Raw genomic sequence first — 24,266 nt, 5'->3', positions numbered from 1 at the left:
ACAGCGTACAGTGCCGGTACTGTGCTTGTTTGGTCACGGTGATTGCTTGACCCCGGTTAGTCCGTGATCCTGCACCTCATTGTTCGCGTCGCAACCTTGCAAACCAGTCGCCCGTACCGGCGCGCTGCCGTTACATTTCCACTAATGCAAGGAGTTTCAAATGTCGGATCGTCAACACGGAACCGTCAAGTGGTTCAACGATGCCAAGGGCTTCGGCTTCATCACCCCGGAAAGCGGTGCGGACCTCTTCGTCCACTTCCGTTCCATCCAGGGCTCGGGCTTCAAGACCCTGCAGGAAGGCCAGAAGGTCACGTTCGTGACCGTGCAGGGCCCGAAGGGCCTGCAGGCCGACCAGGTGCAGGTCGCCTAAGCGCCCCGCATCACGGTTGAACCCAAGACCCCGGGCGGCAACGTCCGGGGTTTTTTGTGCTCGCAATTCCCGCCAGATGCACGCGGAAATGACGACAAAAGCTCAGCCCCTGTCTTCCACGATCGCCTTGGCCGCATTGCGCCCGCTCGCACCACTGATGCCACCGCCGCCGTGGACGCCGCTGCCGCACAGGTACAACCCATCGACCGGCGTCGCATGCTTGGACCAGCCCGGCAGCGGGCGCATGAAGAAGATTTGGTCGAGGATGAGCTGGCCGTGATTGAGGTCACCTTCGCTCAAGCCATAGGTCGATTCGAGATCGCACGGCGTGATCGTGTGCGCGCGCGCGACCGATGACTTGAAACCCGGGCAATGCGCATCGAGGGTGTCGATCGCGCGCTGCTCGACGATGCTGCGCGCCGCCCGCCAGTCGCCCTGACGCACGGCGTACGGCGCGAACTGGAAGTGGATGGAGACGACATTGCCGTTCGTCGTGACTTCCAGATACGGCTGCGCCGAAATCTCGCCGTACTTCGCCGCGTCGTAGGCACGTTCCAGATAGCGGATCGACGGTGCAACTGCGAGCGTGCCGTCCGCCAGGCCGTGCCTGCCGTCGGTTTCGACATGCACCTTCGCCACGCAGCCGCGCAGCTTGATCGACTGCGCCTGCCAGACGAATTCTGGCGGCAGTTCTGCGGCGCCGACAAGCTGCAGAAACGTGCGCCGCGGATCGGCCGCGGAGATCACGCAATCTGCCGCGATTTCCTCGCCATTCACCAAACGCACGCCACGCGCGCGCTGGCCATCGACGAGGACGTTGCGCACTTCGGCGGCGACGCGCACTTCGCCGCCGCGCGCCTTCAGTACGTCGACCAGCGCCACGGTGATGCTGCCGGCGCCACCCGCGGCCGGCCGGTGCGCAAGGCCGCCGCGATTGAGCCAGTTGTGCATCAGCGTGTAGCCGGTGCCGGCCGACATCGGGCCGAGAGTGACGCCGTGGATCGCGAATGCCGACACGGCCGCGCGCAGTGCTTCGGACTCGAACCAGCCGCTGGTGAATTCTTCGGCCGACATCGACATCGCGCGCACGACGCGGAACATGTCGCGGCCGCCCAGGCGGCGCAGCTTCCACAGCAGGCTCGCGAGCGGCAGGCCTTCGCGCAGCGTGAAATGCGGCAGGCGCGGCATCGGCGTGCGATACGCGGCATCGAGGAAGGCGGCCGCGCGATCCATGAAGGCGACGAACCCGGGCCAGCACTCAGCGTCGCGTGCGGAGAATTCGCGGATCGCCGCGCTCGCGCGCGAGGGATCGGCGTCGAGGGTCAGGCGTTTGCCGCCGTCGAGCAGGCAGGTGTACGCCGGATTCGAGCGCGGCGCTTCGATGCGCAAGCCGAGATCAACAACGATATCGGGGCGCAACTGCGCGCTCGCATGCAACGCATCCGCACTGAAGCCCTCAGCGAATGATTCGGTAACGAGCTGGCCACCGGCAACGGCGCGCCGTTCGAGCACGAGCACCTTCCTGCCGGCCTTGGCGAGATAGTTCGCGGCGACGAGTCCATTGTGGCCGGCGCCGATGATGATGACGTCGTAAGCCATTATTTCCGATCCTTCAAAATCGCATCGGCCGCGAGCTTGCCCGGCGCGCCCATGACCCCGCCACCCGGATGCGCGCCGGCCGCGCCGAAGTAGTAACCCGGCAGCGGCGTGCGGAAATCGGCCCACCGCGGCGCGGGGCGGAAGAAGAACAATTGGTGCAGCAGCAGTTCGCCGTGGAAGATATTGCCGCCGGTGATGCCGGCGATGCGCTCGATGTCCTTCGGCGTGATCACCTGCTTGCCGACGATGCACTGGCGAATGTTCGGCGCGTATTTCTCGATCGTCGAAATGACCGTCTCGCCGAACGCCTCGCGCCTGGCGTCGTCCCAGCCGCCTTCGAGGTCGTACGGTGCGTACTGCACGAAGCACGACATCACGTGGTGCCCCGGCGGCGCCATGTCGCGATCGATCATCGACGGGATGATCATGTCGATGTACGGGTTCTTCGAATATGCGCCGTACTTCGCCTCGTCGTAGGCGCGCTCGATGTAGTCGATGCTCGGGCTGATCGAGATCGCGCCGCGATGCAGCGGCCCCTCACCGGGCAGGCAGGTAAAATCCGGCAGCGCGTTGAGCGCGATGTTGACCTTGCCCGAGGAGCCGCGCACGCGAAAAGCGCGCACCGCGTCGGTGAATTCGCCCGGAAGATGCTTGTCGTCGACGAACTGCAGGAACGTGCGCTTCGGATCGGCCGCGGACAGCACGATCGGAGCGGCAAGCTCGTCGCCGTTCGCAAGCGCAACGCCGGCCGCGACGCCGCCCTTGACGATGACCTTGTCGACCGGCGCGTTGGTGCGGATCTCCACGCCCAGCGCGCGCGCCGAACTCGCGATCGCCGCGGACACGCCGCCCGTGCCGTTCTTGGCGAAACCCCAGGCGCGGAACGCGCCGTCGATCTCGCCCATGTAGTGATGCAGCAGCACGTACGCCGTGCCCGGCGAGCGTGGGCCGAGGAACGTGCCGATGATGCCGCTCGCCGACTTCGTGCCCTTGAGCGCATCGAACTCGAACCACTCGTCGAGCAGATCGGCGGACGATTGAGTCACGAGCTTGGCGATGCGGTACAGCTCCTTCTCGCTGAGGCTGCGCGCGTACTGGCCAAGCTTGAGCAGACCGAGCAGATCGCGCGGGCTCAGACTGGAAGGATCGGGCGGCACCATGCTTATGACCGGCTTGATCGCCTTGGCCGCGCGCGCCATCACGCGCGAGTACTCGTCGTAGGCTTCGGCATCTTTCGGTGAATGGCGGTAGATGTCGCGGCGGGTCAGGTCGTGGTCGTCCCAGCTGCCCAGATAGTCGCCGTTGTCCAGCGGCGTCACCGTGCTCGGCAACGGCAGGATTTTCAAACCGTGCTTCGGCAATTGCAGATCGCGGATGATCTCCGGCCGCAGCAGGCTGACCACGTAGCTGAACTCGGTGAAGCGGTAGCCCGGAAAGATTTCCTCGGTCATCGCCGCGCCGCCGACGACCTCGCGGCGTTCGAGGACCACGACCTTCTTGCCCGCGCGCGCGAGGTACGCGGCCGCGACGAGGCCGTTGTGGCCCGCGCCGATGACGATGGCGTCGTATTGGTTGGCAGCCATCACTTCTTCTTCCATTCGGGTTCGTAGAACGGCAGTTTCACCACCGTCGCCGGCGCATGCAGGCGATGATGCTCGACCGTTACTTCCATCGCGAGGCGCGTGCCGGGCTCGTAGTGCGGCCGCTGCACGTGCGCGAGCGCGATGTATTTCTTCAGCACGGGCGACCAGGTACTCGTCGAGGCATAGCCGACCTGCTTGCCCGCCTGCATCACCGGCAGGCTCGCGCGCATCGCCATGCCGGGGATCTGTGGCGGCAGGCCGACGCGGGCATAGAGCTGTTCCAGCCCTTCCCAATCGACTTCGAGGCCGATGAGTTTCCACGCCGAGCCCTCCTTGTGCTCGCGCTCGAGCGCGCGGCGGCCGACGAAATAGCCCGGCTTGTCGAGTGCGACGGTCCAGCCCAGGCCCATCTCGAACGGCGTCGATTTCTGTCCGGCGATCCAGGCGTGGTTCGCCGCGGTGTAGTCGACGTCGATCATGAAAAGTCCCGCTTCCACGCGCGCCATGTCCATCGCGAGGATGCCGCACGGCACGATGCCGTAGTCGCCGCCGGCCTCGATCAGCGCGTCCCAGACCGCGAGCGCATCAATCGCGTCCATCCAGATCTCGTAGCCGAGATCGCCGGTGTAGCCCGTGCGCGAGATCGTCACCGCCTTGCCGGCGAGTTTCGTTTCGGTCAGGCGGAAGAACTTGAGCTTGTCGAGCGGCTTGGCGCAGATGCGGTTCAGGATCGCGCGCGATTTCGGCCCCTGCAGGCTCAGCGCGGCGACCTGGTCGGTGACCTCGGTGATCGTCACGTCCATGCCGACCGCGTTCATCGCCAGCCAGCGCAGGCTCGGTTCGGCCGAGGTCAGGCGGAATTTCGTTTCGGAAAGGCGCGAGATCGTGCCGTCGTCGAGCAGTCTGCCGTCGTCGTCGCACCAGCCGGTGTAGAACACCTGGCCGACCGCCATCTTGAGCACGTCGCGCGGGGTCATGCGATGCAGCAGCTGCGCCGCGTCGGGGCCTTCGATGACGTACTTCATCAGCGGCGTGATGTCGATCAGCGCAGCCGCGTCGCGGATCGCCCAGTACTCGCGGTCGAGCACGAGGTCGTACGACCCCGCGACGAGGTAGCCCGCCCAGCGCCGCCAATTCTGCGGCAACGACAGGCGTGAGGTGCGCTCGTGGAACGGCGTGCGCTTGAGTTCGAACATGCGGATTCCCGAATCAGGCGGCCGCGTCGCGGCCAGCGCCGATTATGGGCGAGCGCCCCGACACAACGCCAGCGCGGCGCAACATGGACGACCCACCACCCGATCGCCGATGATTGCACCGATGAAAATGCGCACCGTCACCGCCACCCGCTACGTCACCCCGCTGCGCGAGGGCGGTTCGTTGCCGGCCATCGTCGAGGCCGACGACCAGGGACTTCACGTGCTCAAGTTCCGCGGTGCGGGCCAGGGCCCGCGTGCGCTGATCGCCGAGCTCGTCGCCGGCGAGATCGCGCGTGCCGCCGGACTTGCCGTGCCCGAGATCGTCCTCGTCGAACTCGACGCGGAACTCGCGCGCACCGAACCCGATCCGGAAATCCAGGAACTGATCCGCGCCAGCGCGGGGCTCAATCTCGCGCTCGACTACCTGCCGGGCTCGGTCACGTTCGATCCGCTGGTCGAGCAGCCCGACGCCGAACTCGCCTCAAGAATCGTCTGGTTCGATGCCTATGTCAGCAACGTCGACCGCACCGCGCGCAACACCAACATGCTGGTCTGGCACCGCAAGCTGCGCCTGATCGATCACGGCGCCGCGCTGTACTTCCACCATGATTGGGAGGATTGGCGCGCACGCAGCGTGCGGCCGTTCGTGCAGATCAAGAGCCATGTGCTGCTGCCGGTGGCGAGCCGCATCGCCGAGGTCGACGAAAGCATGCGCGCGGCGATCACGCCGCAGGTCATCACCGACATCGCCGCGCAGATTCCGGATTCCTGGTTATGCGACGGCGCACCTTTCGCCGATGCACGCGAACAGCGCGCCGCTTATGTCGAATATCTCACGCGCCGGCTCGACGCGCCGCGCGCATTCGTTGCGGAGGCGATACGTGTCCACGCAGCCTGAAGCCAGACCCGCCATCTACGACTACGCGATCGTGCGTGTCGTGCCGCGCGCGGAGCGCGGGGAATTCCTCAATGCGGGCGTGATCCTCGCCTGCCAGGACGCGAGTTTTCTCGAGGCACGCGTCGAACTCGACGAGGCCCGCCTGCTCGCGCTCGATCCGAACGCCGATCTCGTGACGATCACCCAACACCTTGCCGCGATTCCGGCAATCTGCGCCGGCGGCAAGCACGCCGGCCCGCTTGCCGCGTTGTCGCGGCGCGAGCGCTTCGACTGGCTGACCGCGCCGCGCAGCGCGCTGATCCAGACCTCGCCAGTGCATACCGGGCGCTGCACCGATCCACTCGCCGCGCTCGAAGCGCTCATGCGAAAGATGGTGCGTACGAGCGCTGCCGCGCGCTGAGCAGCACGACCGCGATGCCGACGAGACACACCGCCGCGACGTAGTGCGCCGGAGCGAGCCGGTCGAACTGGAGTACCCAGCCGATGAAGATCGGGGTCAGGCCGCCGAACACGGCGTAGGCGAGATTGTACGAGAAGGCCACGCCGGTGAAGCGCACCGGCGCGGGAAACGCGCGCACGAGCAGGGTCGGGATCACGCTGACCACGCCGACACTGAGCCCGGCGACGAACGACAGCGGATACAGATATTGCGGCGCCGCGGCGACGCCGAGATAGAACGCGTAGACGACGCCGATCAGCACCGCACAGCCGAGCGCCGCCACGCGCGTCGTACCGTAGCGGTCGGCGGCGAGGCCGAAGCCGAGGTTGCCGAGCGCCAGGCCCAGCGTCGCGATCGTGTCGGCGCTGAACGCGACCGCAGGCGCGATGCCGTCGAGCTTCTGGATCAACTTCGGTGTCATCAGGATCACGACCACGATCGCCGCGGTCAGCACCCAGGTCAACGCGACGCAGGCGACCACCGCGGCACCGTGGCCGCGCAATGCCGCCTTGAGCGGCAGTTCGCGCGACAGCTCACGGCGCTGGCGGATCGCCTCGAACACCGGCGTCTCCGCGAGCATGCGCCGCAACAGCACGGCGAAGAAACCGAACACGCCGCCGATCAGGAACGGGATGCGCCAGCCCCAGTCGAGCATCTGCGCCGGCGTCAGCGCAGAGTTGAGCGCCGCGGCGAGCAGCGATCCGGCGAGGATGCCGAGGGTCAGGCCCGAGGTCAGCGTGCCGCAGGCGAACGCCGTGCGCGACGCCGGCACGTGTTCGGCGACGAAGGTCCACGCGCCGGGCACCTCGCCGCCGACCGCCGCACCCTGCACGATGCGCAGCGCGAGCAGCGCGAGCGGCGCGAGGGCGCCCGCCTGCGCGTAGGTCGGCAGCAGACCGATCAGCAAGGTCGGTACGGCCATCAGGAACACGCTCAGCGTGAACATGCGCTTGCGCCCGCTGCGGTCGCCGAAGTGGGCGAGGACCACACCGCCGAGCGGACGCGCGAAATAGCCTGCGGCGAACACGCCCCAAGTCTGCAGTTCGCGCAGCCACAGCGCGGTCGATGCCGGGAAGAACAACGCGCCGATCTGCTCGGCAAGGTAGACGAACAGGATGAAATCGTAGAACTCGAGGGCGCCACCGAGCGCGGCGAGCGTGAGGGTTTTCAGATCCTTGCCGGACAGCGACGTACTTGAAGCGGAATTCATGGATTTTGTTCGACTCGCGTCACGGACAGAAGAAAAACCACGGTCATGGAGCAGGTCGGACTTACAGCACTGCCGCGATTTCCTTCTCGATCGATTCCGGCGTATCGGTCGGCGCGTAGCGCTTGACTACCTTGCCGTTCTTGTCGACGAGGAATTTGGTGAAATTCCACTTGATCGACTCGCTGCCGAGCAGGCCCTTGGCCTCGTGCTTGAGGTATTTGTACAGCGGGTCGGCGTTCGCGCCGTTGACGTCGATCTTGGAGAACAGCGGAAACCTGACGTCGTAGGTCAAAGAGCAGAAGTTCTTGATTTCGGCCTCGTCGCCCGGCTCCTGGTGGCCGAACTGGTCGCAGGGGAAGCCGAGCACGACGAGCCCCTTGTCCTTGAGCTTTTCGTACAACGCCTCGAGCCCCGTGTACTGCGGGGTGAACCCGCATTTGCTGGCGACATTGACCACGAGCATCGCCTTGCCCTTGTAGGCGGCCAGCGACTGCTGCTTGCCGTCGATGTCTTTCGCGCTGAAGTCGTAGATACTGGCCATGGCCGCCTCCGCACAGTGAGAATTCCGCTAATGTGCGGATGCGGCGGTGGAAAGTCCAGCTCCCTTCGTCAGAGCAGCGATTTGGCGTGATCGAGCACGGCCGAGCAGGCTTTCTTGGTGATCGATTTCTTCATCGCGCCGAGTTGGCCGATGTCGACGGACTTGCCGTCGCTGGTCTTGACCAGACCCTTGGCGCCGTCGTCGTAGTCCGACTTGTCGGAGTCGCCGCCGCCCATCTTGCCCATGAGCTTGTCCTTGAGACCGGCCGCGCCACCGCCCAGATAGTTGTTCTTCACGCAATACTCGACCACGCCCGCCGCGTTGCCGGCGCTACCTGAGGCAAGCGAGGACACATCGCCACCGCCGGCAAGCCCCTTCAAATCACCCAGTTGCGCACCCGCGATGCCGACCAGACCAAATGCCGCAACAATGCCGCCCAGTACCGCCAAGCCGATCTTGTTCGCGTTCATGGTTTCATTCTCCTGTGGTGGATCGCGACAACCGATCGCCGCGATGGGGCGGAATCTACCGCCCGCGATCGGAAGAAATCGTTAACGGACGGCCCGCACCCTCGCGCCCGCGGTTCAGTAGCGCCAGCTGCTCAGGTCGGCGCCTTTCGGCGCGGTCTTCTCGATGCGCTCGACGATCTTGGGCAGGTACATCGTGTTGTAGCGCAGGCGCGAGTACGCGTTCGACGTGTTCGTATCGCCGTTCCAGCAGTGTTCGTCGCGCAGACCGTACTTCACCTCGCCCTCGTAGACCGGATCGCGGAAGCTCTCCAGCGCCGCCTGCATCCGATACACGGCGTCGTTGAGGAAGTAGTTGTCCGACAGGCCGACGTAGACGTGCAGCTTGCCACGCAGCTTCTCGCCGATCGCAGGCCAGTTGCGCTTGAGGTAGTCGGTCAGGTCCCAGTGCTCGCGCCAGTAGTCGGCGACGGCATGGTCGATCACGCCCGTGCGCTTGTCGAAGATCGGCTTCGGGTAGCCGTCCGGCCCGACCGGCGAGTACACCGCCTGCCAGATGTCCCATTGCTCGGTGGAGCGGCCGTTGCTGCCGAGCATGAGCTCGTAGTTCATCGCGTCGGGCAGCGCCCAGATGGTGCGGCCGAGATAGTCGCGCATCGCCGGCTGCGCAATGCGCTTCATCGGGCCATCCATCCACACCGCGTTCTTGTCGTCGTAGAGATTGATGTGAGTGTAGGCGTGGAAATCGACCGGATCGGGACAGGCGCCGAACGCGCCGTTGTAAAAATCCGGATTGAAGATCTGCACGGCCAGCGCCTCCCAGCCGCCGGTCGAGCCTCCGTAGACGAAGCGCGACCAGCCGGCACCGAGTCCGCGGAATTGTTTCTCGATGGCCGGGATCAGCTCCTGCTCGATCGCGCTGCCGTACGGGCCGACGTTGGCCGAGTCGACCGCATAGGAATCGTCGTAGTACGGATTCGCGTGCTGCAATTTCACGATCAGCACGCGCGGGAAATCCTTCGACGTCCACTTTTGGTAGAACTTGTACGCCTCTTCCTGCTCGATGCGGTTGTAGCCGGCGAGGTGGAAGCGCTCGTTGTAGTCGGGCTTGAGGTTCGGGTCGGGCGGCTCGGTGCGGAAACCGTCGAAGTCGGGCACGAAATGGTCGTGGAAGACGACCAGCGGGAAGCGCGACTTCGGGTGCGCGTCGAAGCCTTCGGGCACGAGCACGGCCGCGGACAGGAGCATCGGCCGGCCCCAGAACTTCGACAGCAGCTTGCTCTGGATGCGGATGTGGCGGATGTACTGCGTATCCTTCGGCGGAACAATAGCCGGAATCATCTGATCGAGCGCGATCGTCAACGACGCCGCGCCTTCGATCCTGCCGCCAGCGCCGAGCGTGACCTTCTGCGGCTTCGAGTAGAAATTGCCCGGCTTGATGTTCCAGTGCTGGCCTTCGCCCTGGTCGGGCGGCAGGTCGAGCACGCGCCCGTCGGCGAGGTGGAAGGTCTCGTAGCGGTTGAGCAACGCCTGCACGTTGTAGCTGCCCGGAGGCAGGTCCTCAAGACGCACGACCGGATAACCGTCAGCGACAGGATCGATCGCGACCGTCGTGCCCGGCTTCCAGTCCTTCACGTTCTGGCCGAAAGCGGCCTGCGACTGGATCGTGTGGTCTACCTGATTGCGCGGTTCACCGGAGAAGTCGTTCGAGAACAGCAGCATCAGACGACCCTGCTGCGGCGTCTTCGCCGCCGTCGCCGGCAGTTGCACGCTGAAATCCGTTGCCGCTTTCGCCGCTGCGGCGGCAGCCGGACCGCACGCGAGAGCGGACAGTATCAACGCCCGCCAAAAACGCTCGATACGCATCGCCATCCCCATCGCCGATTCGAAGCCGCGATGCTAACCGAATTCGAGAGGACGCAACGCGCAAGGATCAGCCGATGCGTTGCAACGGCATCACCGTGCGCTGCAGCGTCGGCGTGTCGATGTAGTGGTCGATCAGCAGAAACGCGAACAGCGCCATCAGGTAGATGATCGAATAGTTGAACACCTTCATCGCAAAGCGTTCGGACGGCGGATCCAGCAGCACGATCGCGTAGTAGAGAAAGCCCGCGCCGAGCACGAGCGCGCCGCCGAGGTAGAACGGGCCGCTCATGCCGGTCAGGTACGGCAACACGGTGACGAGGACGAGCAGGATCGTGTAGTAGAGCACGTGCCAGCGCGTGTATTCGACGCCGTGCGTGACCGGCAGCATCGGCACCATCGCGCGCGCGTAGTCGTCGCGGCGGAAGATCGCCAGCGCCCAGAAATGCGGCGGTGTCCAGACGAAGATGATCAGCACGAGCAACCAGGCGTGCGGGTGGATGTGCCCGGTCACCGCGGTCCAGCCGAGCAGCGGCGGCGCGGCGCCGGCGACGCCGCCGATGACGATGTTCTGCGGCGTGGCGCGCTTGAGCCAGGCGGTGTAGACGATGGCGTAGCCGATCAGCGAAGCAAACGTCAGCGCCGCGGTGAGCGGATTGACCAGCGCGATCAGGATCGTCATTGACAGCGCGCCGAGGAACACCGCGAACGCGAGCACCTTGGCCGGGGTCAGCGCGCCGGTCGCCAGCGGCCGATGCGCGGTGCGCGCCATCAACTTGTCGATGCGCTGGTCGATCAGATGATTGATCGCCGCCGCCGAGGCTGCGGCCAGCCAGATGCCGAGGAAACCCGCGACCGACTCGCGCAGCGGCGGCCAGCCGGGAACGGCGAGGAACATGCCGATGATCGCGGTGAACACGATCAGCGCGACCACGCGTGGCTTGGTCAGTTCGAGGTATTGGCTGACGACGGACATGCGCGAGAGTTTAACGTGCGGCTACGCGCACTCGCACCAGCAAGGCCAGCAGCGAAAGCAGCAGCACGGCGGCGACGCCGTTGTGCGCGGTCGCGATCGGCAACGGCAGGCCGAGCTTGACGTTGGCGATGCCGAGCGAGACCTGCAGCAGCAGCGCGATGCCGATCGCTACCGCGAACGGCCGCGTCTGCACATGCCGCGCGGCGCGCTGGGCGACAGCGAAGGCGAGGTGACCGAACACGAGCACGGCGCCGATGCGGTGCACGAGCTGGATGGCGATGCGCGCCGAGCCGTCGAGCACGCCGCCCTCGTAGTTGACCCCGATGCCGCGCCAGAGCACGAATGCCTGGTGAAAATCCATGTTGGCCGGCCACCATTGACCTAGACAGCTCGGAAAGTCGAGGCCGCAGGCCAACGCGGCATAGTTCGAACTGGTCCAGCCGCCGAGCGCGATCTGCGCGGCGACAAGGCCGATGCCGACCGCCGTCAAACGCCAGAGTTTGTTCTGCTCCGCAACGGCGAACCGCGGATTGGCGACGGGCGGGATCGTCAGGCGCAAGGCGGTGTAGGCGAGCAGCGCGAACGTGGTCATGCCGCCGAGCAGATGGCCCATGACCACGACCGGTTTCAGTTTCCAGGTCACCGTCCACATGCCGAGCAGGGCCTGGAACAGGATGACGACCGATGCCGCCAGCGGTACTGCGGCGAGCCCGCGCAGTCCGCGACGCCGGCGCCATGACCAGACCGCCAGCGCGAACGTGGTCAGGATCAGGCCGCCGGCAAGGAAACGATGCACCTGCTCGCGCCAGGCCTTGTCCGACTCGACCGGGCGATCGGGAAACGCGGCGTTGGCCGCGGCGATGTCGGTTTCGTGCTTGGGCCAGGTCACCTTGCCGTAGCAGGTCGGCCAGTCCGGGCATGACAAACCCGCATTCGACAGACGCACGAATGCGCCGAACACGATCACGACCAGCGCGAAAGCCGTTGCGATCCACGCAAGTCTTGCGATTCCTCTCGTACTCATCAGTTCACCACCTTGGGCAAATCACGGCGCACACCGCCGAGGTCGTAGCCTTCGGCGTAGCGCATCATCAGATAACCGCCCGGATCGACCAGTGCGAGAGCAAGCCCGTCGTCGGCCTCGGCGGACAAGTCGGCGAACGCATTCGCGTCGTCGCGGCCTGCCTGCAGCGGCGCAAGCGCAGTCAGCACATCCGCGGGCAACGCCGGACCGAGATAGACCAGGCGCAGGCGTTCCGCGTTGCGCCCCAGCGTCGCGCGCATGCGCACGAGGTCGGCAAGCGCGTTGCGGCATTGCTGCTCGCAGTTCGCGCCGGGCAAAGCGAGCAGCGTCCATTGCCATTGCGGGTTGCGCCAGACCAGTTTGTCGCCGCCCGCGAGCGTCACCGGCACCGCATCGACCTGTCGCGGCGGATTGATCAGCGTGCCATAGGCCTTCGTGCCCTTGGGCTCCCAGCCCGCGCGCGTGAGCACGAAGGCGATCAGCATCGGCACGACGAACACGGCGACGACGCCGATCAGCATCCAGCGATTGCGATTGCGCACAGCGCGCACGGCGTGTGTGTCGAGAGGTTGTTCGGACATGCAAATCTACTTCCGTACTTTCTTGAAATGCAGCAAGACGAAGATCACGATCGCGGCGACCGCGAACGCGAACCATTGGACGGCGTAGCCGCGATGTCGCGCGGGCGGCATCACGCTCGGCGTCCAGCTGCGCACGAAACCGGACGCTGGCTCCTTGTCGAGCAACAACACCCGCGGCAACAGCGGGCGATCCAGATCGGCGGCGATTTCCCGCGCGTCGATCGCCAGCGTCAGCTTCGGCCATGCGGTCTGCCGCGTCAACGCGTTGCCGCCGACGCGAACCCCGTTGCCGGGGAACGGCGCGTACACGCCCGACAGAGTCACCTCGTCTTGCGGCAATGGCGGCAGCATCGGCTGCGTGCCACGCTCGTGCGACCAGCCGACCCAGCCGCGATCGACCAGCAATACATCGTCCCCTTCCGAAGCGAATGCCGCATAGACCTCGACGCCGAGCTTGCCGTCGCGCACCTGCTCGTCGCGCAGCCAGCCGCGATCGGCGAGGAACTGCCCGCGCACCCGCACATGCGGGAAACGGTCCTCCGGCGGCACGCGGCGCACGGCGGCAAAATCCTCGAATGCCGCCTTCGGCGCCGCATCGAAGGCGTCGAGCAGACGCTCGGCCTGATGCGCGCGATCGAGCTGCCAGATACCGAGCCGCACGAACGACGCGACGCCGACCAGGGTAAGAACCACCGCGAACCACGATGGCCGTTGCCAGCGCCGCGCGCTCATGGCCCGCTCGGCTTCGTCGTGGCGGCGCTATACTGCTTCGTCATTGTAGCAGCGCGATCGGACCTGCCGCCATGTGGACCAAACTGATCATCGTCGCGTTCCTCGCCGTCATCGTCTACAACCTCGGCGCGGGACTGTATTACCTGATGACCGACAAGGGTCAGAGCGACCGCATGGTCAAATCCCTGACCCGACGCATCGGCCTTTCCGTGCTGCTGATTCTGCTCGTGATCCTCGGCATCTGGCTCGGGATCATCAAACCGCACGATATCGGGCGGTGACGCTTTTCCTTCTTGCTTGGCGAGAAGACGCCGAAGGCGAGCAAACGGGGGGTCTTGTACGGCACCGCAACGTTGAAAGAAGGCCACTGCGCTCTCGGTACTAATAAGCGACGCGTGCTTTTTGCCGCATTTCCTGCTTGAAACCTTCGTTCTGGGAGTAATCAAGCACCTCAACCGAATATCCTTGTGGAAATTGCATCTTGCAGAAACTCGCGGTGGCTGGTCCATACTTGGCCGCATACTCTTCCACCTTTATCGACAATCCGGTAATGGCATATCTGGGCTCTGCGTTTCGAATGGCCTTGATGTTCGCCGCAGTGGTGAAAACGCCGAAGCCCAACTGGATCGGCACTACTCCGAAACGCCCGTTCGAATAAAATGACGTAGGTCGTGCGAGCCAGTAATCGGCGATGTAGTAGGCACCGGACGGCAACTTGTCCTTCATGCATTGGGCGAGGCGCTCGAACTCGTTTGTTGCTGTCAACTCGCCTTTTCTCATGGTGAACGTTACTGCCAGAAACACGCAGCACAGCACCGACGACAGCATCACAAGATGATCGAACGTGCGGCCATTGCCGGAAATATCGCGCAGTCGCGCGATCACCGCTGCAATTATCGTCAAGAAAACAATCGGCGCCCACTGCCTGGACGAATCGATTGCCACATACATTCCCAACGACAGCTGCAAGACTAGCACCAATGGCAAGGCGACTATCACCACCAGGCACAGAGGCAGCAGTGGCGAGCCGGCAACCGGGTCGACTGCTTTGACTTCGCGGGCAATCACCATTGCGCAGGTTGCGTAGCCCCACAAAGTCAGCACGAGCAAGAGCAGAGAGATGCGGCTATGTATCGAGTATCTCCAGAGATCAGCAAAAAAATTCGAGAACGCTGCGGGTGTAAGGTGGGGGAACTGCTTGAGGATGTATCCGATGAACTCCTGATCCTGGGGGAACGGGTTCAAACCCCCGAAGAGTTTGCCGGCCAATACGGCAGCAGCGATCACCCAGAGCAGAGTCGTCGCGTGCGCACGCTCCAGCTCTTTTCGCCGCAGCACGAGCCATAGGTACAACGTCATCCCCGGCAGCACGATGACGATGGCGATACTGTCCGATATGGCGGCAAGGAACAGCGACGCGAACACGCACGGAATCATCCACATGTCGAGACTCGGTCTGGTTACGCCAAGCCATATCGACAGCACCGCCGTCAGCACCAGAAGTGCCGCACCGGAATGACACCCAATCAATCCGAAGTACAACGAAATGGTATCGCCGTCCAGCAAGCCAATGAAGGACAAACTGAACAACAAGAGTGTCGCCGCCGCCGTTCTGAAAATGCATGCCTTCGCCAGCTTTGCAAACAAACAGAACGCACCGCACAGCGCCAGCCCATACCAAAATTGATAGTAGATCGCGACGAAGCCTCGCTCGACGCCTGCTGCGGCCATCAATCGCGCGGCGAAAATATCGGGAAACAAATACGGCGCCTGAGTAAGACGCCAGTCGAATAAATTTCCGCCAGCGTTGAGATACCGGGCAACCTCCTCGATCAGGAGGATATCCGCATTTTCAGTGACGATCCCGTGAATTGGAAGGCGCTCATAGCACTGCCAGATGAACACGTACAGAACTGCAGCGCTCAGCACGACCAACGCGGAGTACTTCTTACGAGCCCTATTCATTATCCTGATTCGCGCTGGTTCTCGGTGCGCAAAATTTCCCGCCAGGCGCAGAGACCGCTCCGGACAAGGCGCGCAGAGCATCATCGCGCGCGCCAGTCGCGGCAGCAACTCGCCGCGTATCAATTCCCGTGCCGTGGCGTTGGTCCTGGCCGTGGTCAAGGCACAGATCGCGACGCATCCGGTGCACAGCGGCAGCTTGGTGGCGTGAACAGCGCGCGCGATCCAGGACACGACGGCATTTGGCTTTGGTGCCGTAGTCTGCAACAAACTCGACCATCGACAAGCCGAGCTGGAACGGGATCGGATTCATGGCCATGATGACGCCCCAGCGGATGAGGTGGAGCGGTCATCGGCCTCGCTCGTCGCAGATCCTGCGGCTGTGAGCGGGGAATCAGCGCGAATCAGGGCCCGTTGTGTTCGCTGTGCTTGCCCGGCGAGATCGAGCCGATCTGACGGCGGGGCCAATTTCTTCACTCCCATCTGGCCCCATGGAAAGTAGCGTCGTGGAGCTAGCCCGCAGCCTGCACATTCGCCATCTTTCACGCCAATCGCCATGGCGATACTGCCAGAAGTTTATTGCCACGTTTCCGCAGACGTGGCCCTCTGCATTGTACTCAGAATGGAACTCGAATTCTCCAAGCGCCCGCGAATCGGCAGCTCAAGGAGATAGTTGCTCAATTCGTTCGTCAATAAGGTCGGGGGAAGCTATGTGGAACAGGCACTCGTGGTTGACGGTGATGTGTGCATGGTGTGGATTGTTGCTCAATAGCGTGCTTGCGCACGGCAATACGATATTCAGCGAGAACTTCCAGGGCGGCAGCTATCCAAGCTGGACCCTGAGCGGCAACGGCCACGACGCGGCCAACTACTACGCCGGCAACTATTCGATGCGCCTCGACGGCCTGCGCCAGGGCACGATTGCCGTATCGTCGCAAGGCTACTCGAGCGTATCGCTGTCGATGGATCTGGCCGCGCTGTACCTGGTCAGCGGCGACTACTGCTACGCCGAATATTCGACCAATGGCGGCACCAGCTGGAACATCCTGAACTCGCTCGGCGTGGCGAGCGCTACGGGTGCGATGCACACGGCGACGGTTTCCAGCGGACTGGAAAACAATCCGAACCTGCAACTGCGCTTTCGCGCCTACACCTTGTACAACCACTACTGCTACGGCGACAACGTCAGCCTCAGTGGCACTCCGATCGGCAGCGGCGTCTACGACCCTTTGACGGGCAACGGCAGCGTCAGCCGCACCCAGCTGACTTACACCTTCCTCACGACGGGCGGCACGCCGAGCCTGATCGACTACAGCCACTACGCGCTGCCGGCGAATGCGGCGAATCCGACCAACACGTTCCAGGGCCGGCTCACGCTCAGCGGCCAGGCCAGCGGCGGCAACGCGGTCGAGGTCGACAGCAACAACAATCTGCCCGCCTATCCGCAGGCAGCGCAATTGCCGAGTTTCGCCTTCGATTTCGTCCAGGACGGTACCCATTTCATTCCGGTGACGCGCGGCAAGATCGAGGGTACGCATCCGTCGTGGGCGCTGGTACTCGAACCGGGGCGCGTATGGAACGAAAATGGCGACAACGGCTACTCGCGCGTCGCGCTTCCGTTCTCGCTGCAGGAGCGCAACCAGGACTGTGTCTGGAACGGCGTGATGACGTTCCTGTTCAAGAACGACGGATCGATTTCGAACGTCGTGTACCAGAACGCCGGAGAGACCTGCAAATACCTGAAGGTGAATTTCTGGGGCCGGCTTGGCGCGACCTACGTGCCCGCCACCGTCGCCAATGCCGCGGCGATCAAGTCGGCCTACGAGGCGGAGGTCGCGCGGCGCATGCCGGTGAAGCCGATCGCTGCGCTGGCGACCGACTATCCCGCCAGCGGTGTGGTCGTTGCCAATATCGGCAGCGACGTGACTGCCGCGGACATGACCATCTACGGCGTCGCCTACAACGGCGTGCACTATGTCGGCGGCTGCCAGACCCGCTACGGCACGTACCCGTTTTGCGAGGTGCTCGACGTTCCTTCGTACTCGACGGCGAAGTCCGTGTTTGGCGCGTACGGTCTGATGCGCCTGGAGCAGAAGTACACCGGCACCCAGCGCACGCTGCGCATCCGCGACTACGTCAGCGAGTGCAGCGGCACGCAGTGGAACATGGCCACGCTAGAAAGCGCGATGGACATGGCCACCGGCAACTACGATTCGTCGACGCTGCATGCGGATGAAGCGTCCACCGCAATGTTGAACGGCTTCTTCCTGGTCACGACGCATGCGCAGAAGGTGAGCTTCGCCTGCGGCTACACGAACAAGAGCACGCCGGGCACGACGTTCGTCTATCACACCTCCGACACGTACCTGCTCGGCCGTGCCATGAACATGTATTACAAGGCACAGGCGGGCAGCAGCGCGGACTTCTTCAACGACGTGGTCGTGGGCGAGATCTACAAGCCCCTCGGCCTGAGCCCTACCACTTACACGACTCTGCGCACGCAGGATTCGGCGGCGCAGGCGCATACCGGGTTCGGCCTGATCTACGTTCGCGACGACGTGGTGAAGCTCGCCGAGTTCATGGGCAAGGCGCAGGGCAAGATCCAGGGCACGCAGACCCTCGACAGCAGCATGGTCGCCGCGACCTTGAACCTCGGCAGCGGCGGCTTGCAGGCCGGTACCGCGGCCGACCGCTACAACAATGGTTTCTGGTACTACGATCTGCACCAGTCCACCAGCCACAATTTCTCCTGCAGCGGGGCGAAATGGATTCCGTACATGTCCGGCTACGGCGGCATCAGCGTCGTGCTGATGCCGAACGGCATGGTGTACTACAACTTCAGTGATAACGACGAGTACACGTGGCTGAAGACTGCGGTCGAGTTGGACAAGATTGCGGCGCTCTGCCCGTGACGCCGATCGCCCGGCGGAGTATCGACTCCGCCGGGCTTCGAACCGCTGCTCGCTGTGTTCATTTTGTCGATCGGATCGGACAGAACCCCGATAGCTTGTTCGCCTCGATCGCCGGCCGGGCGAAATCGATGGACTTCAACTGGCCGTCGTCGGCGAAGTTGTACCAGACGACGCCGTTCGGAAACATCGCCACGGTGATGCCGCCGAAGCCGGCCATGAACGGCACCCATGCCGGAGCGGCACAGCCGATTTCCTTCTGCACGTTGCGCGCCCACAATCCGTGCTGATATCGGAACTGCGTCAGATGCGCCGCGACCAGGCCACGATGGCCCTCGTCGCGCTGCATGGCCTGATCGAGCAAGGTACGGTCGAGCGGTGAAGTCTCACCGATCATCCCGCGCTGGGGACCGAGAAAGCGCGCGAGCTTGGCGACGTCGTCGCCGAGCAACGTCAGCCCCCAGCCGAAGAACGGCTGTGCACGCGCATCGTAAGTACGCCGGCTGACGCGCGCGGTTGGGCTCAGATCGAGCGGAGCGTACAGGTCGCGCACGACGACATCATCGAACACGTCGCCGTGCTCGTGCCCCGGCAACGATCGAAACCAGTTCGTCAGCGTCGCACCGAGCAGAAACGTGTCGGAGGTGCGATAGACCCAGCGGCCGTGCGGCGTTTCCTTGCGCGGATAAGCCGTACAGGCGAAGGCGAGCTTGTCGGCGTAACCCGTCGCATCGAAGAAGCGCGCGACCTTCGCCGCATCCTCGTCGGCCATGTAGGCCGGAGAATCGTAGTGGCCCGACGCCATGTCGAGCAGATCGATCGCGCGCGCGCCTTGCCAGGATGGCGCGCGGCACGGAGCGCCTGCGTAACGACTCACATCGAGATCGCTCGCGCCGGGATACAAGCGCTGCAGGCGCATCAGGGCGAGTCCCGCGACGACAGTTTTCGCCAGCGAGAAGGACGGCAGGTCCAGCGAATCGCAATAGGGAAAATCGCCATGCCGAGTCGCACAGCCGGAACGATAGTGGATGCCGTCGACAACGAGTCCGGTAAGCGTGCGCCCGGCCGCGTCGCCGATGAAGAAATTCTCGATGTCGATGTCTGGATGATCGATGCCGAGCTGTTCCATCGTCCGCACCGGCAGACGCGCCGCGCTTTCCTTGCGCCAAGCCGCGATCGCCTCGGCCCTGCGCGCCACAGGTTCGGGAACGTATCGTGCTTTCAGCATGCCCCACATGTCGAGCTGCAGATACTTGCAAGTCTCGCTCGAGATCTGCATCGCCGCGTGCGCGACCGCGCCGTCGGCCTTGAACAGCAGCATCAGCACGCCGTTGTGCGTGCAGTTCGCGTTCTTCTGCACGAGCGCGAACGGGATCGCGGCGCGCGTGTAGCCTTGGTCGTCAGCCTCGTTCCACACGCGGCCCGGTTCTAGCGCGAATTCCCACCAGCCGTGCCGCCCCGCGATCGGGCCGCGGCGCAGCGGGATCAGTGTGTCGCCGTCCTGCACGAATTCGAAATCGAAGTCGGCGGGAAACGTCCCTGCGAGTTCGGCATCGCGCCTGGAGACGAACTCTGCATCGGCGACGAGCATACGCACTCGCGGCTGACCGGAAAGGATCAAGCGCCCTTCGAAACGGTTCGCGGGTGGCTGCGCCACGGTGTCGGCTGCGTAAGCCGACATATCGACGCTGTCCGGATAACGGGCAGCGACGAAATCCGCGAAACCCAGTTCGTTGCGCGCCGCTGCCGAGGTTGAAACGAACGCGGCGAAGACGAACAGCACACGGCGCGCACGCGGCATTCAGAGACCTCCGACGCAGACGTACTTGAGTTCGGTGTAGTCGTCGAGTCCGTAGCGTGAGCCTTCGCGGCCGAAGCCCGACTGCTTGACGCCGCCGAACGGCGCGACCTCGGTCGAGATCAACCCGCTGTTGATGCCAACCATGCCGCATTCGAGCGCCTCGGCGACGCGCCAGCTGCGCGCGAGATCGCGTGTGTAGAAGTAGCCGGCGAGGCCCGCGTTCGTCGCATTCGCTAGCGCGATCGCTTCGGCCTCGTCTTCGAAACGAAATAGCGGGGCAACCGGGCCGAAGGTTTCCTCCTGCGCGACGCGCATGCCCGCGTCGACGTCGAGTAGCACGGTCGGCTCGAAGAACGTGCCGCCGAGCGCGTGCGACCTGCCGCCGATGGCGATACGCGCACCCCTGGCCTGCGCGTCGTCCACGTGCGCCTGCACCTTGGCCAACGCTTTGGCGTCGATCAGCGGACCCTGCTCGGTGACGCCGGCGAGGCCGTCGCCTACGCGCAGGCGCGCGACGGCGTGCACGAGCCGCTTTGCGAATTCGGAGTAGACGCCAGCCTGCACGAAAAGGCGGTTGGCGCAGACGCAGGTCTGTCCCGAGTTGCGGTATTTGCTCGCGATCGCGCCGCTGACGGCTGCATCGAGATCGGCGTCGTCGAAGACGATGAACGGTGCGTTGCCGCCGAGTTCCAGCGACACGCGCTTCACGCCGTCGGCGCATTGCGCCATGAGTTTCTTGCCGACCGCGGTCGAGCCGGTGAAGCTGAGCTTGCGCACGGCCGTATGCGAGGTCATTTCGGCACCGATCGCCTGCGCGTCGTCACCGGTGACGAGGTTGAGCACGCCGGCGGGCACGCCCGCGCGTTCGGCGAGTACGCCGAGCGCGAGTGCGGACAGCGGCGTCTGCACCGCAGGCTTGCACACGATCGTGCAGCCCGCGGCGAGCGCGGGCGCGATCTTGCGGCCGAGCATCGCGGAAGGGAAATTCCACGGCGTGATCGCGGCGACGACGCCGACCGGCTGGCGCAGCACGAGGATGCGCTTGTCCGTACTGGTGGCGGGGATCACGTCGCCGTACATGCGCTTGGCTTCTTCGGCGAACCATTCGAAGAACGCCGCTGAGTAGGCGATCTCGCCCTTGGCTTCCGCCAGCGGCTTGCCCTGCTCGGCGGTCATCAGACGGGCGAGGTCGTCCTGGTTTTCGAGCATCAGGCGGTGCAGGCGCAACAGGATGCCTGCGCGCTCCTTCGCCGTGCGCCGCGCCCACGCGGGAAGCGCCGCGGCGGCCGCATCGATCGCGGCGCGCGTTTCGGCGCCGCCCATGTCGGGCACGCTGCCGATCCGCGCGCCGGTAGCGGGATTCGACACGACGCATTCGCTGCCGTCGTCGGCGCAGCGCCAGACGCCGGCGATCAGGCTGCGATCGCGCAACAGGTCGGGATCGCGCAGAGCCAGACGCGCGAGTTCGTTGGAAGTGTTGGTGGAAGTCATGAGGATGGGCCTGCCGTTCGTACGCGATGGATTCCGATGAATGCCGCTGCCATCGCCGCGCCGATGGCGATCAGCGACAGCACGATCAGGGTGACGTAGCGATCATCGTGGTGCAGCAGGAAACCGGCGGCGAGCGGCCCCGAAGCGAGGCCGAGCTTGGAGGCGAGGCCGCCGAGCGCGGCGAGATGCCCGCTCGCATCGAGGCGCGAAATGAAGCCGAACAGATACGGCACGACGAACGACCACGCGAGTGCGCCGAGCGCGTTGCCGAGAAAAAATGCGGCGGGTGAATCGCTGCGCAAGAACAGCGCACAGCCGAGCAGCGTCGTCAGCGCGGCGAGCACGGTCGGCTTCCATGCGCCGAAACGATCGTCGAGGACCATGACGAGCACGGCCCCCGAGGCGCCGATCCAGGTTGCCCAGCCGAGCGTGTCGCTGATGAATTCGCGTGTGAGGCCGTAGTGCTCGCCGAGGCGCACGATGAACGCGGTGAGCCCCATGTTGCCGCCCTGGAACAGGAACAGCGCGAGTAGCAGGAACAGCGCGGAGCGCCATTGCGCACGGCTGAGGTTGGCGCGGGTTGCACCCACTGCGTCAGTGACCGACTGCTCCCGCAGCGTCAGCAGAATCAACAACGCGGCGAGTGTGAGCACGGCCAGAGTCAGGAACAGGACCGTCACGCCGTAGAATGGCACCAGCTTGGGCAGGAACATCACGCCGAGACCGCCGAGTCCGAACTGGACGAACAACAACATGCCGAACGCGCGCTGAGGTACGGGCAGGCGCGCCATTGCCGAGTAGGTCACGCCGACGATCGTGCCGCCGACGAGGCCGTGTACGGCCCGGATTGCAGCGAGCGCGAGCGGTGCACTGACCAGCATCGATGCAAGATCGATTGCGAGCAGGATGATCAGCAGCGCAAACAGAGTCGGCCGCCAACGCACGTGGCGTACGATCAACACGGCAAGTAACGCGCCGACACTGGCGCCGTAGATGTTGGCCGAGCCGACCAGCCCGGCCTGTGCATTGTCGAAGTGCAGACCGACGACGAGACCGTCGACGATCGCCGACATGATGTTGATGTAGAAGAATCCCGCGGTGGCGACGATCGCGAACCCGGCGTAGCGCCACCACCGGCCCATGTTCGAAAGCGGGTGTTCGCTGGCAAGAGACAAGGTATCGGACATGGCGGCTCAATCGATGCGAACGCCGGTGCCGCGCAAGCGCCGTGCCAGCGGTTCGAGTTGTGTTGCGTAGCGGCGCCACAGTCCGACCGAACTGCGATAGATCGGCTGGCGCACTTGCGCTGCGCTCGCAGTCAGCGACGGCTCCTCGTTGCGCTCGAAATGCAGGCAGGCATCCTGCCAGTCTAGATCGAGTGCACCGAGCAGGCGGCGGGTCGTGGTCTCCTGATTTTCTACCAGTTCCTCGTAGTCGATTTCGACCAGGCGGTCCGGCGGCAGCACGCGCCGCCAGTGCGCCATCAGCGCGTCATAGCCGAGCCAGTAGCGGCCGAGGTCTTCGAGATCGTAGGAAAATGGATAGGCCATGCGGAACAGGGTCTTGTACATCGCGTAACAGGCATCCATCGGCCGGCGCCGCACGTGCACGATGCGCGCTTCGGGCAGCGCCGCGGCGACGATGCCGAGGTAGAGGAAATGATTCGGCGTCTTGTCGATCCAGCGCGCCACTTGCGTATCCCGCGGCAGCGCGGCGCAGTAGCGTGCGCCGAGTGCTGCGAGATCGATCCGCGCCGCGCGTCGCACGCGCTCCCGTTTGCTCGCTACTCCCCCGGTGGCATGGACGATGGCCATGACCAGGTCGCTCGCTTCGCCGCGACTGACGACGGCGCTGTGCGAACTCAGGACACGGTCGACCAGGGTCGTGCCACTGCGCGGCAGACCGACGATGAACAGCGGCCGCGCGTCGGCATGGCCTGCGTGCGCTGCGGAAAAGAAACCCGCATCGAAGACTTGCGCGATCATCTGCATCGTTTCGAGATCGTCCTCGACGCAATAGCTTAGTGCTCGACGGCGCAACGCGGCGCCAGCTTGCAGCACGGCGAACGAGGCCGTGAAATCGTCGATATCCTCGAGCTCCTTGGCCAGAGCGTAGTGCAGGGCGATCGCGTCGCCCTGCGTGCGCGGAGGTTTGGACAACTGTGCGCGGACGGCGGCAATGTGATTGCGCTGCGGCGTCTGCCGGCGCAGCGTCGCGCGGTTGTACCAGGCATCGCCGTCGGCTGGATCGAGCGCGATCACCCGGTCGAGCGTCGCTTCGGCTTCATCCATGCGGCCCAGCGCGATCAGCGCCGTGGCGTGATTGTAGAGAAACGCCGCATCGTCGGGCCGCAGCGCCAACGCGATCGCGCTGCAACGCTCGGCTTCGATGTGTCGGCCGAGCGCGATGTTGCGTCGGGCGATTTCCTGCAGCAAAGTGTCGTCGTTGTCCTGTGCTGCGCTGACGGCCAGGTCGTCCAGCGCGGCGCGGCATTCCTGCGCCGCGCCGCTGCGCTGCAACGCGTCGATGCGCTGCAACGCGTCGATGCGCGCCAGCGCCGCGCCGGCGTTCACGGAGTTCACCGGCGGCTGCGCCGTGCTCATCGAACCGCGCTCCGCTGCGCC

The 24,266-nt window shown here is 64.7% G+C and carries 21 protein-coding genes; 5 read left to right on the top strand and 16 right to left on the bottom strand.

Annotated features, from left to right (window positions below; genetic code table 11):
* Nucleotides 1–160 precede the first annotated feature (160 nt).
* The gene (locus AC16HO_RS14295; RefSeq protein ID WP_484335562.1) at nt 161–370 is read left to right on the top strand and encodes a cold-shock protein; all 210 of its coding nucleotides are present in this window, start codon (nt 161–163) and stop codon (nt 368–370) included.
* 102 nt (nt 371–472) lie between these two features.
* On the opposite strand, the gene AC16HO_RS14290 is transcribed toward AC16HO_RS14295, so the two are convergent.
* The 3 genes from AC16HO_RS14290 to AC16HO_RS14280 are packed head-to-tail and all read right to left on the bottom strand — an operon-like array spanning nt 473 to nt 4,748.
* Nucleotides 473–1,969: a phytoene desaturase family protein gene (locus tag AC16HO_RS14290; RefSeq protein ID WP_395641293.1), complete on the bottom strand. Its 1,497-nt coding sequence runs from the start codon at nt 1,967–1,969 to the stop codon at nt 473–475.
* Nucleotides 1,969–3,552, bottom strand: coding sequence for a phytoene desaturase family protein (locus AC16HO_RS14285; protein WP_395641292.1), 1,584 nt, complete (start codon nt 3,550–3,552; stop codon nt 1,969–1,971). The genes AC16HO_RS14290 and AC16HO_RS14285 overlap by 1 nt, the downstream gene beginning before the upstream one ends.
* Complete coding sequence (locus AC16HO_RS14280; protein WP_395641291.1) at nt 3,552–4,748, bottom strand: aminomethyl transferase family protein; 1,197 nt, start codon at nt 4,746–4,748, stop codon at nt 3,552–3,554. The genes AC16HO_RS14285 and AC16HO_RS14280 overlap by 1 nt, the downstream gene beginning before the upstream one ends.
* Before the next feature lie 127 nt (nt 4,749–4,875).
* On the opposite strand from AC16HO_RS14280, the gene AC16HO_RS14275 reads away from it, so the two are divergent.
* On the top strand, nt 4,876–5,646 hold the full coding sequence (locus tag AC16HO_RS14275) for a HipA family kinase (protein WP_395641661.1): 771 nt from the start codon (nt 4,876–4,878) through the stop codon (nt 5,644–5,646).
* Nucleotides 5,630–6,046: a DUF3037 domain-containing protein gene (locus tag AC16HO_RS14270; protein WP_395641290.1), complete on the top strand. Its 417-nt coding sequence runs from the start codon at nt 5,630–5,632 to the stop codon at nt 6,044–6,046. Before AC16HO_RS14275 ends, AC16HO_RS14270 begins: the two co-directional genes overlap by 17 nt.
* Here the strand turns inward: AC16HO_RS14270 and AC16HO_RS14265 are convergent.
* From AC16HO_RS14265 to AC16HO_RS14230, 8 genes are all read right to left on the bottom strand, one after another.
* The gene (locus AC16HO_RS14265) at nt 6,006–7,295 is read right to left on the bottom strand and encodes an MFS transporter (protein WP_395641289.1); all 1,290 of its coding nucleotides are present in this window, start codon (nt 7,293–7,295) and stop codon (nt 6,006–6,008) included. The two genes, AC16HO_RS14270 and AC16HO_RS14265, sit on opposite strands and share 41 nt — an antisense overlap.
* 61 nt (nt 7,296–7,356) lie before the next feature.
* Nucleotides 7,357–7,836: a glutathione peroxidase gene (locus AC16HO_RS14260; protein WP_395641288.1), complete on the bottom strand. Its 480-nt coding sequence runs from the start codon at nt 7,834–7,836 to the stop codon at nt 7,357–7,359.
* Nucleotides 7,837–7,904: 68 nt separating this feature from the next.
* The gene (locus AC16HO_RS14255; protein ID WP_395641287.1) at nt 7,905–8,306 is read right to left on the bottom strand and encodes a DUF2501 domain-containing protein; all 402 of its coding nucleotides are present in this window, start codon (nt 8,304–8,306) and stop codon (nt 7,905–7,907) included.
* Between the two features lie 114 nt (nt 8,307–8,420).
* Nucleotides 8,421–10,073 carry an alpha/beta hydrolase gene (locus AC16HO_RS14250; RefSeq protein ID WP_395641286.1) on the bottom strand — a complete coding sequence of 551 codons (1,653 nt, stop codon included), beginning with the start codon at nt 10,071–10,073 and terminating at the stop codon, nt 8,421–8,423.
* A gap of 163 nt (nt 10,074–10,236) precedes the next feature.
* A complete protein-coding gene (cyoE, locus tag AC16HO_RS14245) occupies nt 10,237–11,142 on the bottom strand; it encodes a heme o synthase (RefSeq protein ID WP_395641285.1) in 906 nt (301 codons plus the stop codon).
* Between the two features lie 10 nt (nt 11,143–11,152).
* Nucleotides 11,153–12,166: a COX15/CtaA family protein gene (locus AC16HO_RS14240; protein WP_395641284.1), complete on the bottom strand. Its 1,014-nt coding sequence runs from the start codon at nt 12,164–12,166 to the stop codon at nt 11,153–11,155.
* Nucleotides 12,166–12,747 carry a hypothetical protein gene (locus AC16HO_RS14235; RefSeq protein ID WP_395641283.1) on the bottom strand — a complete coding sequence of 194 codons (582 nt, stop codon included), beginning with the start codon at nt 12,745–12,747 and terminating at the stop codon, nt 12,166–12,168. Before AC16HO_RS14235 ends, AC16HO_RS14240 begins: the two co-directional genes overlap by 1 nt.
* Before the next feature lie 6 nt (nt 12,748–12,753).
* Nucleotides 12,754–13,479: an SURF1 family protein gene (locus AC16HO_RS14230; RefSeq protein WP_395641282.1), complete on the bottom strand. Its 726-nt coding sequence runs from the start codon at nt 13,477–13,479 to the stop codon at nt 12,754–12,756.
* 71 nt (nt 13,480–13,550) lie between these two features.
* Here AC16HO_RS14230 and AC16HO_RS14225 point away from each other — a divergent pair, with 71 nt between their 5' ends.
* Nucleotides 13,551–13,760 (top strand): twin transmembrane helix small protein, encoded by a 210-nt coding sequence (locus AC16HO_RS14225; RefSeq protein WP_395641281.1) that lies wholly within the window; start codon nt 13,551–13,553, stop codon nt 13,758–13,760.
* A 100-nt stretch (nt 13,761–13,860) separates the two neighbouring features.
* On the opposite strand, the gene AC16HO_RS14220 is transcribed toward AC16HO_RS14225, so the two are convergent.
* Nucleotides 13,861–15,675, bottom strand: coding sequence for a hypothetical protein (locus AC16HO_RS14220; protein ID WP_395641280.1), 1,815 nt, complete (start codon nt 15,673–15,675; stop codon nt 13,861–13,863).
* A gap of 524 nt (nt 15,676–16,199) precedes the next feature.
* Between AC16HO_RS14220 and AC16HO_RS14215 the strand changes: the two genes are divergently transcribed.
* The gene (locus tag AC16HO_RS14215; RefSeq protein WP_484335561.1) at nt 16,200–18,353 is read left to right on the top strand and encodes a serine hydrolase domain-containing protein; all 2,154 of its coding nucleotides are present in this window, start codon (nt 16,200–16,202) and stop codon (nt 18,351–18,353) included.
* A 58-nt stretch (nt 18,354–18,411) separates the two neighbouring features.
* Here AC16HO_RS14215 and AC16HO_RS14210 read toward each other — a convergent pair whose 3' ends face one another.
* Genes AC16HO_RS14210 through AC16HO_RS14195 form a run of 4 tightly spaced genes read right to left on the bottom strand, consistent with a single transcriptional unit; the run spans nt 18,412 to nt 24,245 of the window.
* Nucleotides 18,412–20,151, bottom strand: a complete 1,740-nt coding sequence (locus tag AC16HO_RS14210) for a serine hydrolase family protein (RefSeq protein WP_395641278.1) — start codon at nt 20,149–20,151, stop codon at nt 18,412–18,414.
* The gene (locus tag AC16HO_RS14205) at nt 20,152–21,642 is read right to left on the bottom strand and encodes an NAD-dependent succinate-semialdehyde dehydrogenase (RefSeq protein ID WP_395641277.1); all 1,491 of its coding nucleotides are present in this window, start codon (nt 21,640–21,642) and stop codon (nt 20,152–20,154) included.
* A complete protein-coding gene (locus AC16HO_RS14200; RefSeq protein WP_395641276.1) occupies nt 21,639–22,829 on the bottom strand; it encodes an MFS transporter in 1,191 nt (396 codons plus the stop codon). Before AC16HO_RS14200 ends, AC16HO_RS14205 begins: the two co-directional genes overlap by 4 nt.
* 6 nt (nt 22,830–22,835) lie before the next feature.
* Nucleotides 22,836–24,245, bottom strand: coding sequence for a tetratricopeptide repeat-containing sulfotransferase family protein (locus AC16HO_RS14195; protein WP_395641275.1), 1,410 nt, complete (start codon nt 24,243–24,245; stop codon nt 22,836–22,838).
* Nucleotides 24,246–24,266: the final 21 nt, after the last annotated feature.

Source organism: Rudaea sp. (assembly GCF_057139185.1).
The sequence above is the reverse complement of the archived record's forward strand: the minus strand, read 5'-3'. Positions and strand labels throughout refer to the sequence as shown.

Excerpts from the sequence above, each read along its gene's own strand:
- AC16HO_RS14275 (WP_395641661.1), top strand. The coding sequence starts at position 4,876 with ATGCGCACCGTCACCGCCACCCGCTACGTCACCCCGCTGCGCGAGGGC.
- AC16HO_RS14195 (WP_395641275.1), bottom strand. The coding sequence starts at position 24,245 with ATGAGCACGGCGCAGCCGCCGGTGAACTCCGTGAACGCCGGCGCGGCG.
- AC16HO_RS14205 (WP_395641277.1), bottom strand. The coding sequence starts at position 21,642 with ATGACTTCCACCAACACTTCCAACGAACTCGCGCGTCTGGCTCTGCGC.
- AC16HO_RS14210 (WP_395641278.1), bottom strand. The coding sequence starts at position 20,151 with ATGCCGCGTGCGCGCCGTGTGCTGTTCGTCTTCGCCGCGTTCGTTTCA.
- AC16HO_RS14260 (WP_395641288.1), bottom strand. The coding sequence starts at position 7,836 with ATGGCCAGTATCTACGACTTCAGCGCGAAAGACATCGACGGCAAGCAG.
- cyoE (WP_395641285.1), bottom strand. The coding sequence starts at position 11,142 with ATGTCCGTCGTCAGCCAATACCTCGAACTGACCAAGCCACGCGTGGTC.
- AC16HO_RS14240 (WP_395641284.1), bottom strand. The coding sequence starts at position 12,166 with ATGAGTACGAGAGGAATCGCAAGACTTGCGTGGATCGCAACGGCTTTC.
- AC16HO_RS14290 (WP_395641293.1), bottom strand. The coding sequence starts at position 1,969 with ATGGCTTACGACGTCATCATCATCGGCGCCGGCCACAATGGACTCGTC.
- AC16HO_RS14230 (WP_395641282.1), bottom strand. The coding sequence starts at position 13,479 with ATGAGCGCGCGGCGCTGGCAACGGCCATCGTGGTTCGCGGTGGTTCTT.
- AC16HO_RS14235 (WP_395641283.1), bottom strand. The coding sequence starts at position 12,747 with ATGTCCGAACAACCTCTCGACACACACGCCGTGCGCGCTGTGCGCAAT.
- AC16HO_RS14225 (WP_395641281.1), top strand. The coding sequence starts at position 13,551 with ATGTGGACCAAACTGATCATCGTCGCGTTCCTCGCCGTCATCGTCTAC.
- AC16HO_RS14285 (WP_395641292.1), bottom strand. The coding sequence starts at position 3,552 with ATGGCTGCCAACCAATACGACGCCATCGTCATCGGCGCGGGCCACAAC.
- AC16HO_RS14280 (WP_395641291.1), bottom strand. The coding sequence starts at position 4,748 with ATGTTCGAACTCAAGCGCACGCCGTTCCACGAGCGCACCTCACGCCTG.
- AC16HO_RS14265 (WP_395641289.1), bottom strand. The coding sequence starts at position 7,295 with ATGAATTCCGCTTCAAGTACGTCGCTGTCCGGCAAGGATCTGAAAACC.
- AC16HO_RS14295 (WP_484335562.1), top strand. The coding sequence starts at position 161 with ATGTCGGATCGTCAACACGGAACCGTCAAGTGGTTCAACGATGCCAAG.
- AC16HO_RS14255 (WP_395641287.1), bottom strand. The coding sequence starts at position 8,306 with ATGAACGCGAACAAGATCGGCTTGGCGGTACTGGGCGGCATTGTTGCG.
- AC16HO_RS14200 (WP_395641276.1), bottom strand. The coding sequence starts at position 22,829 with ATGTCCGATACCTTGTCTCTTGCCAGCGAACACCCGCTTTCGAACATG.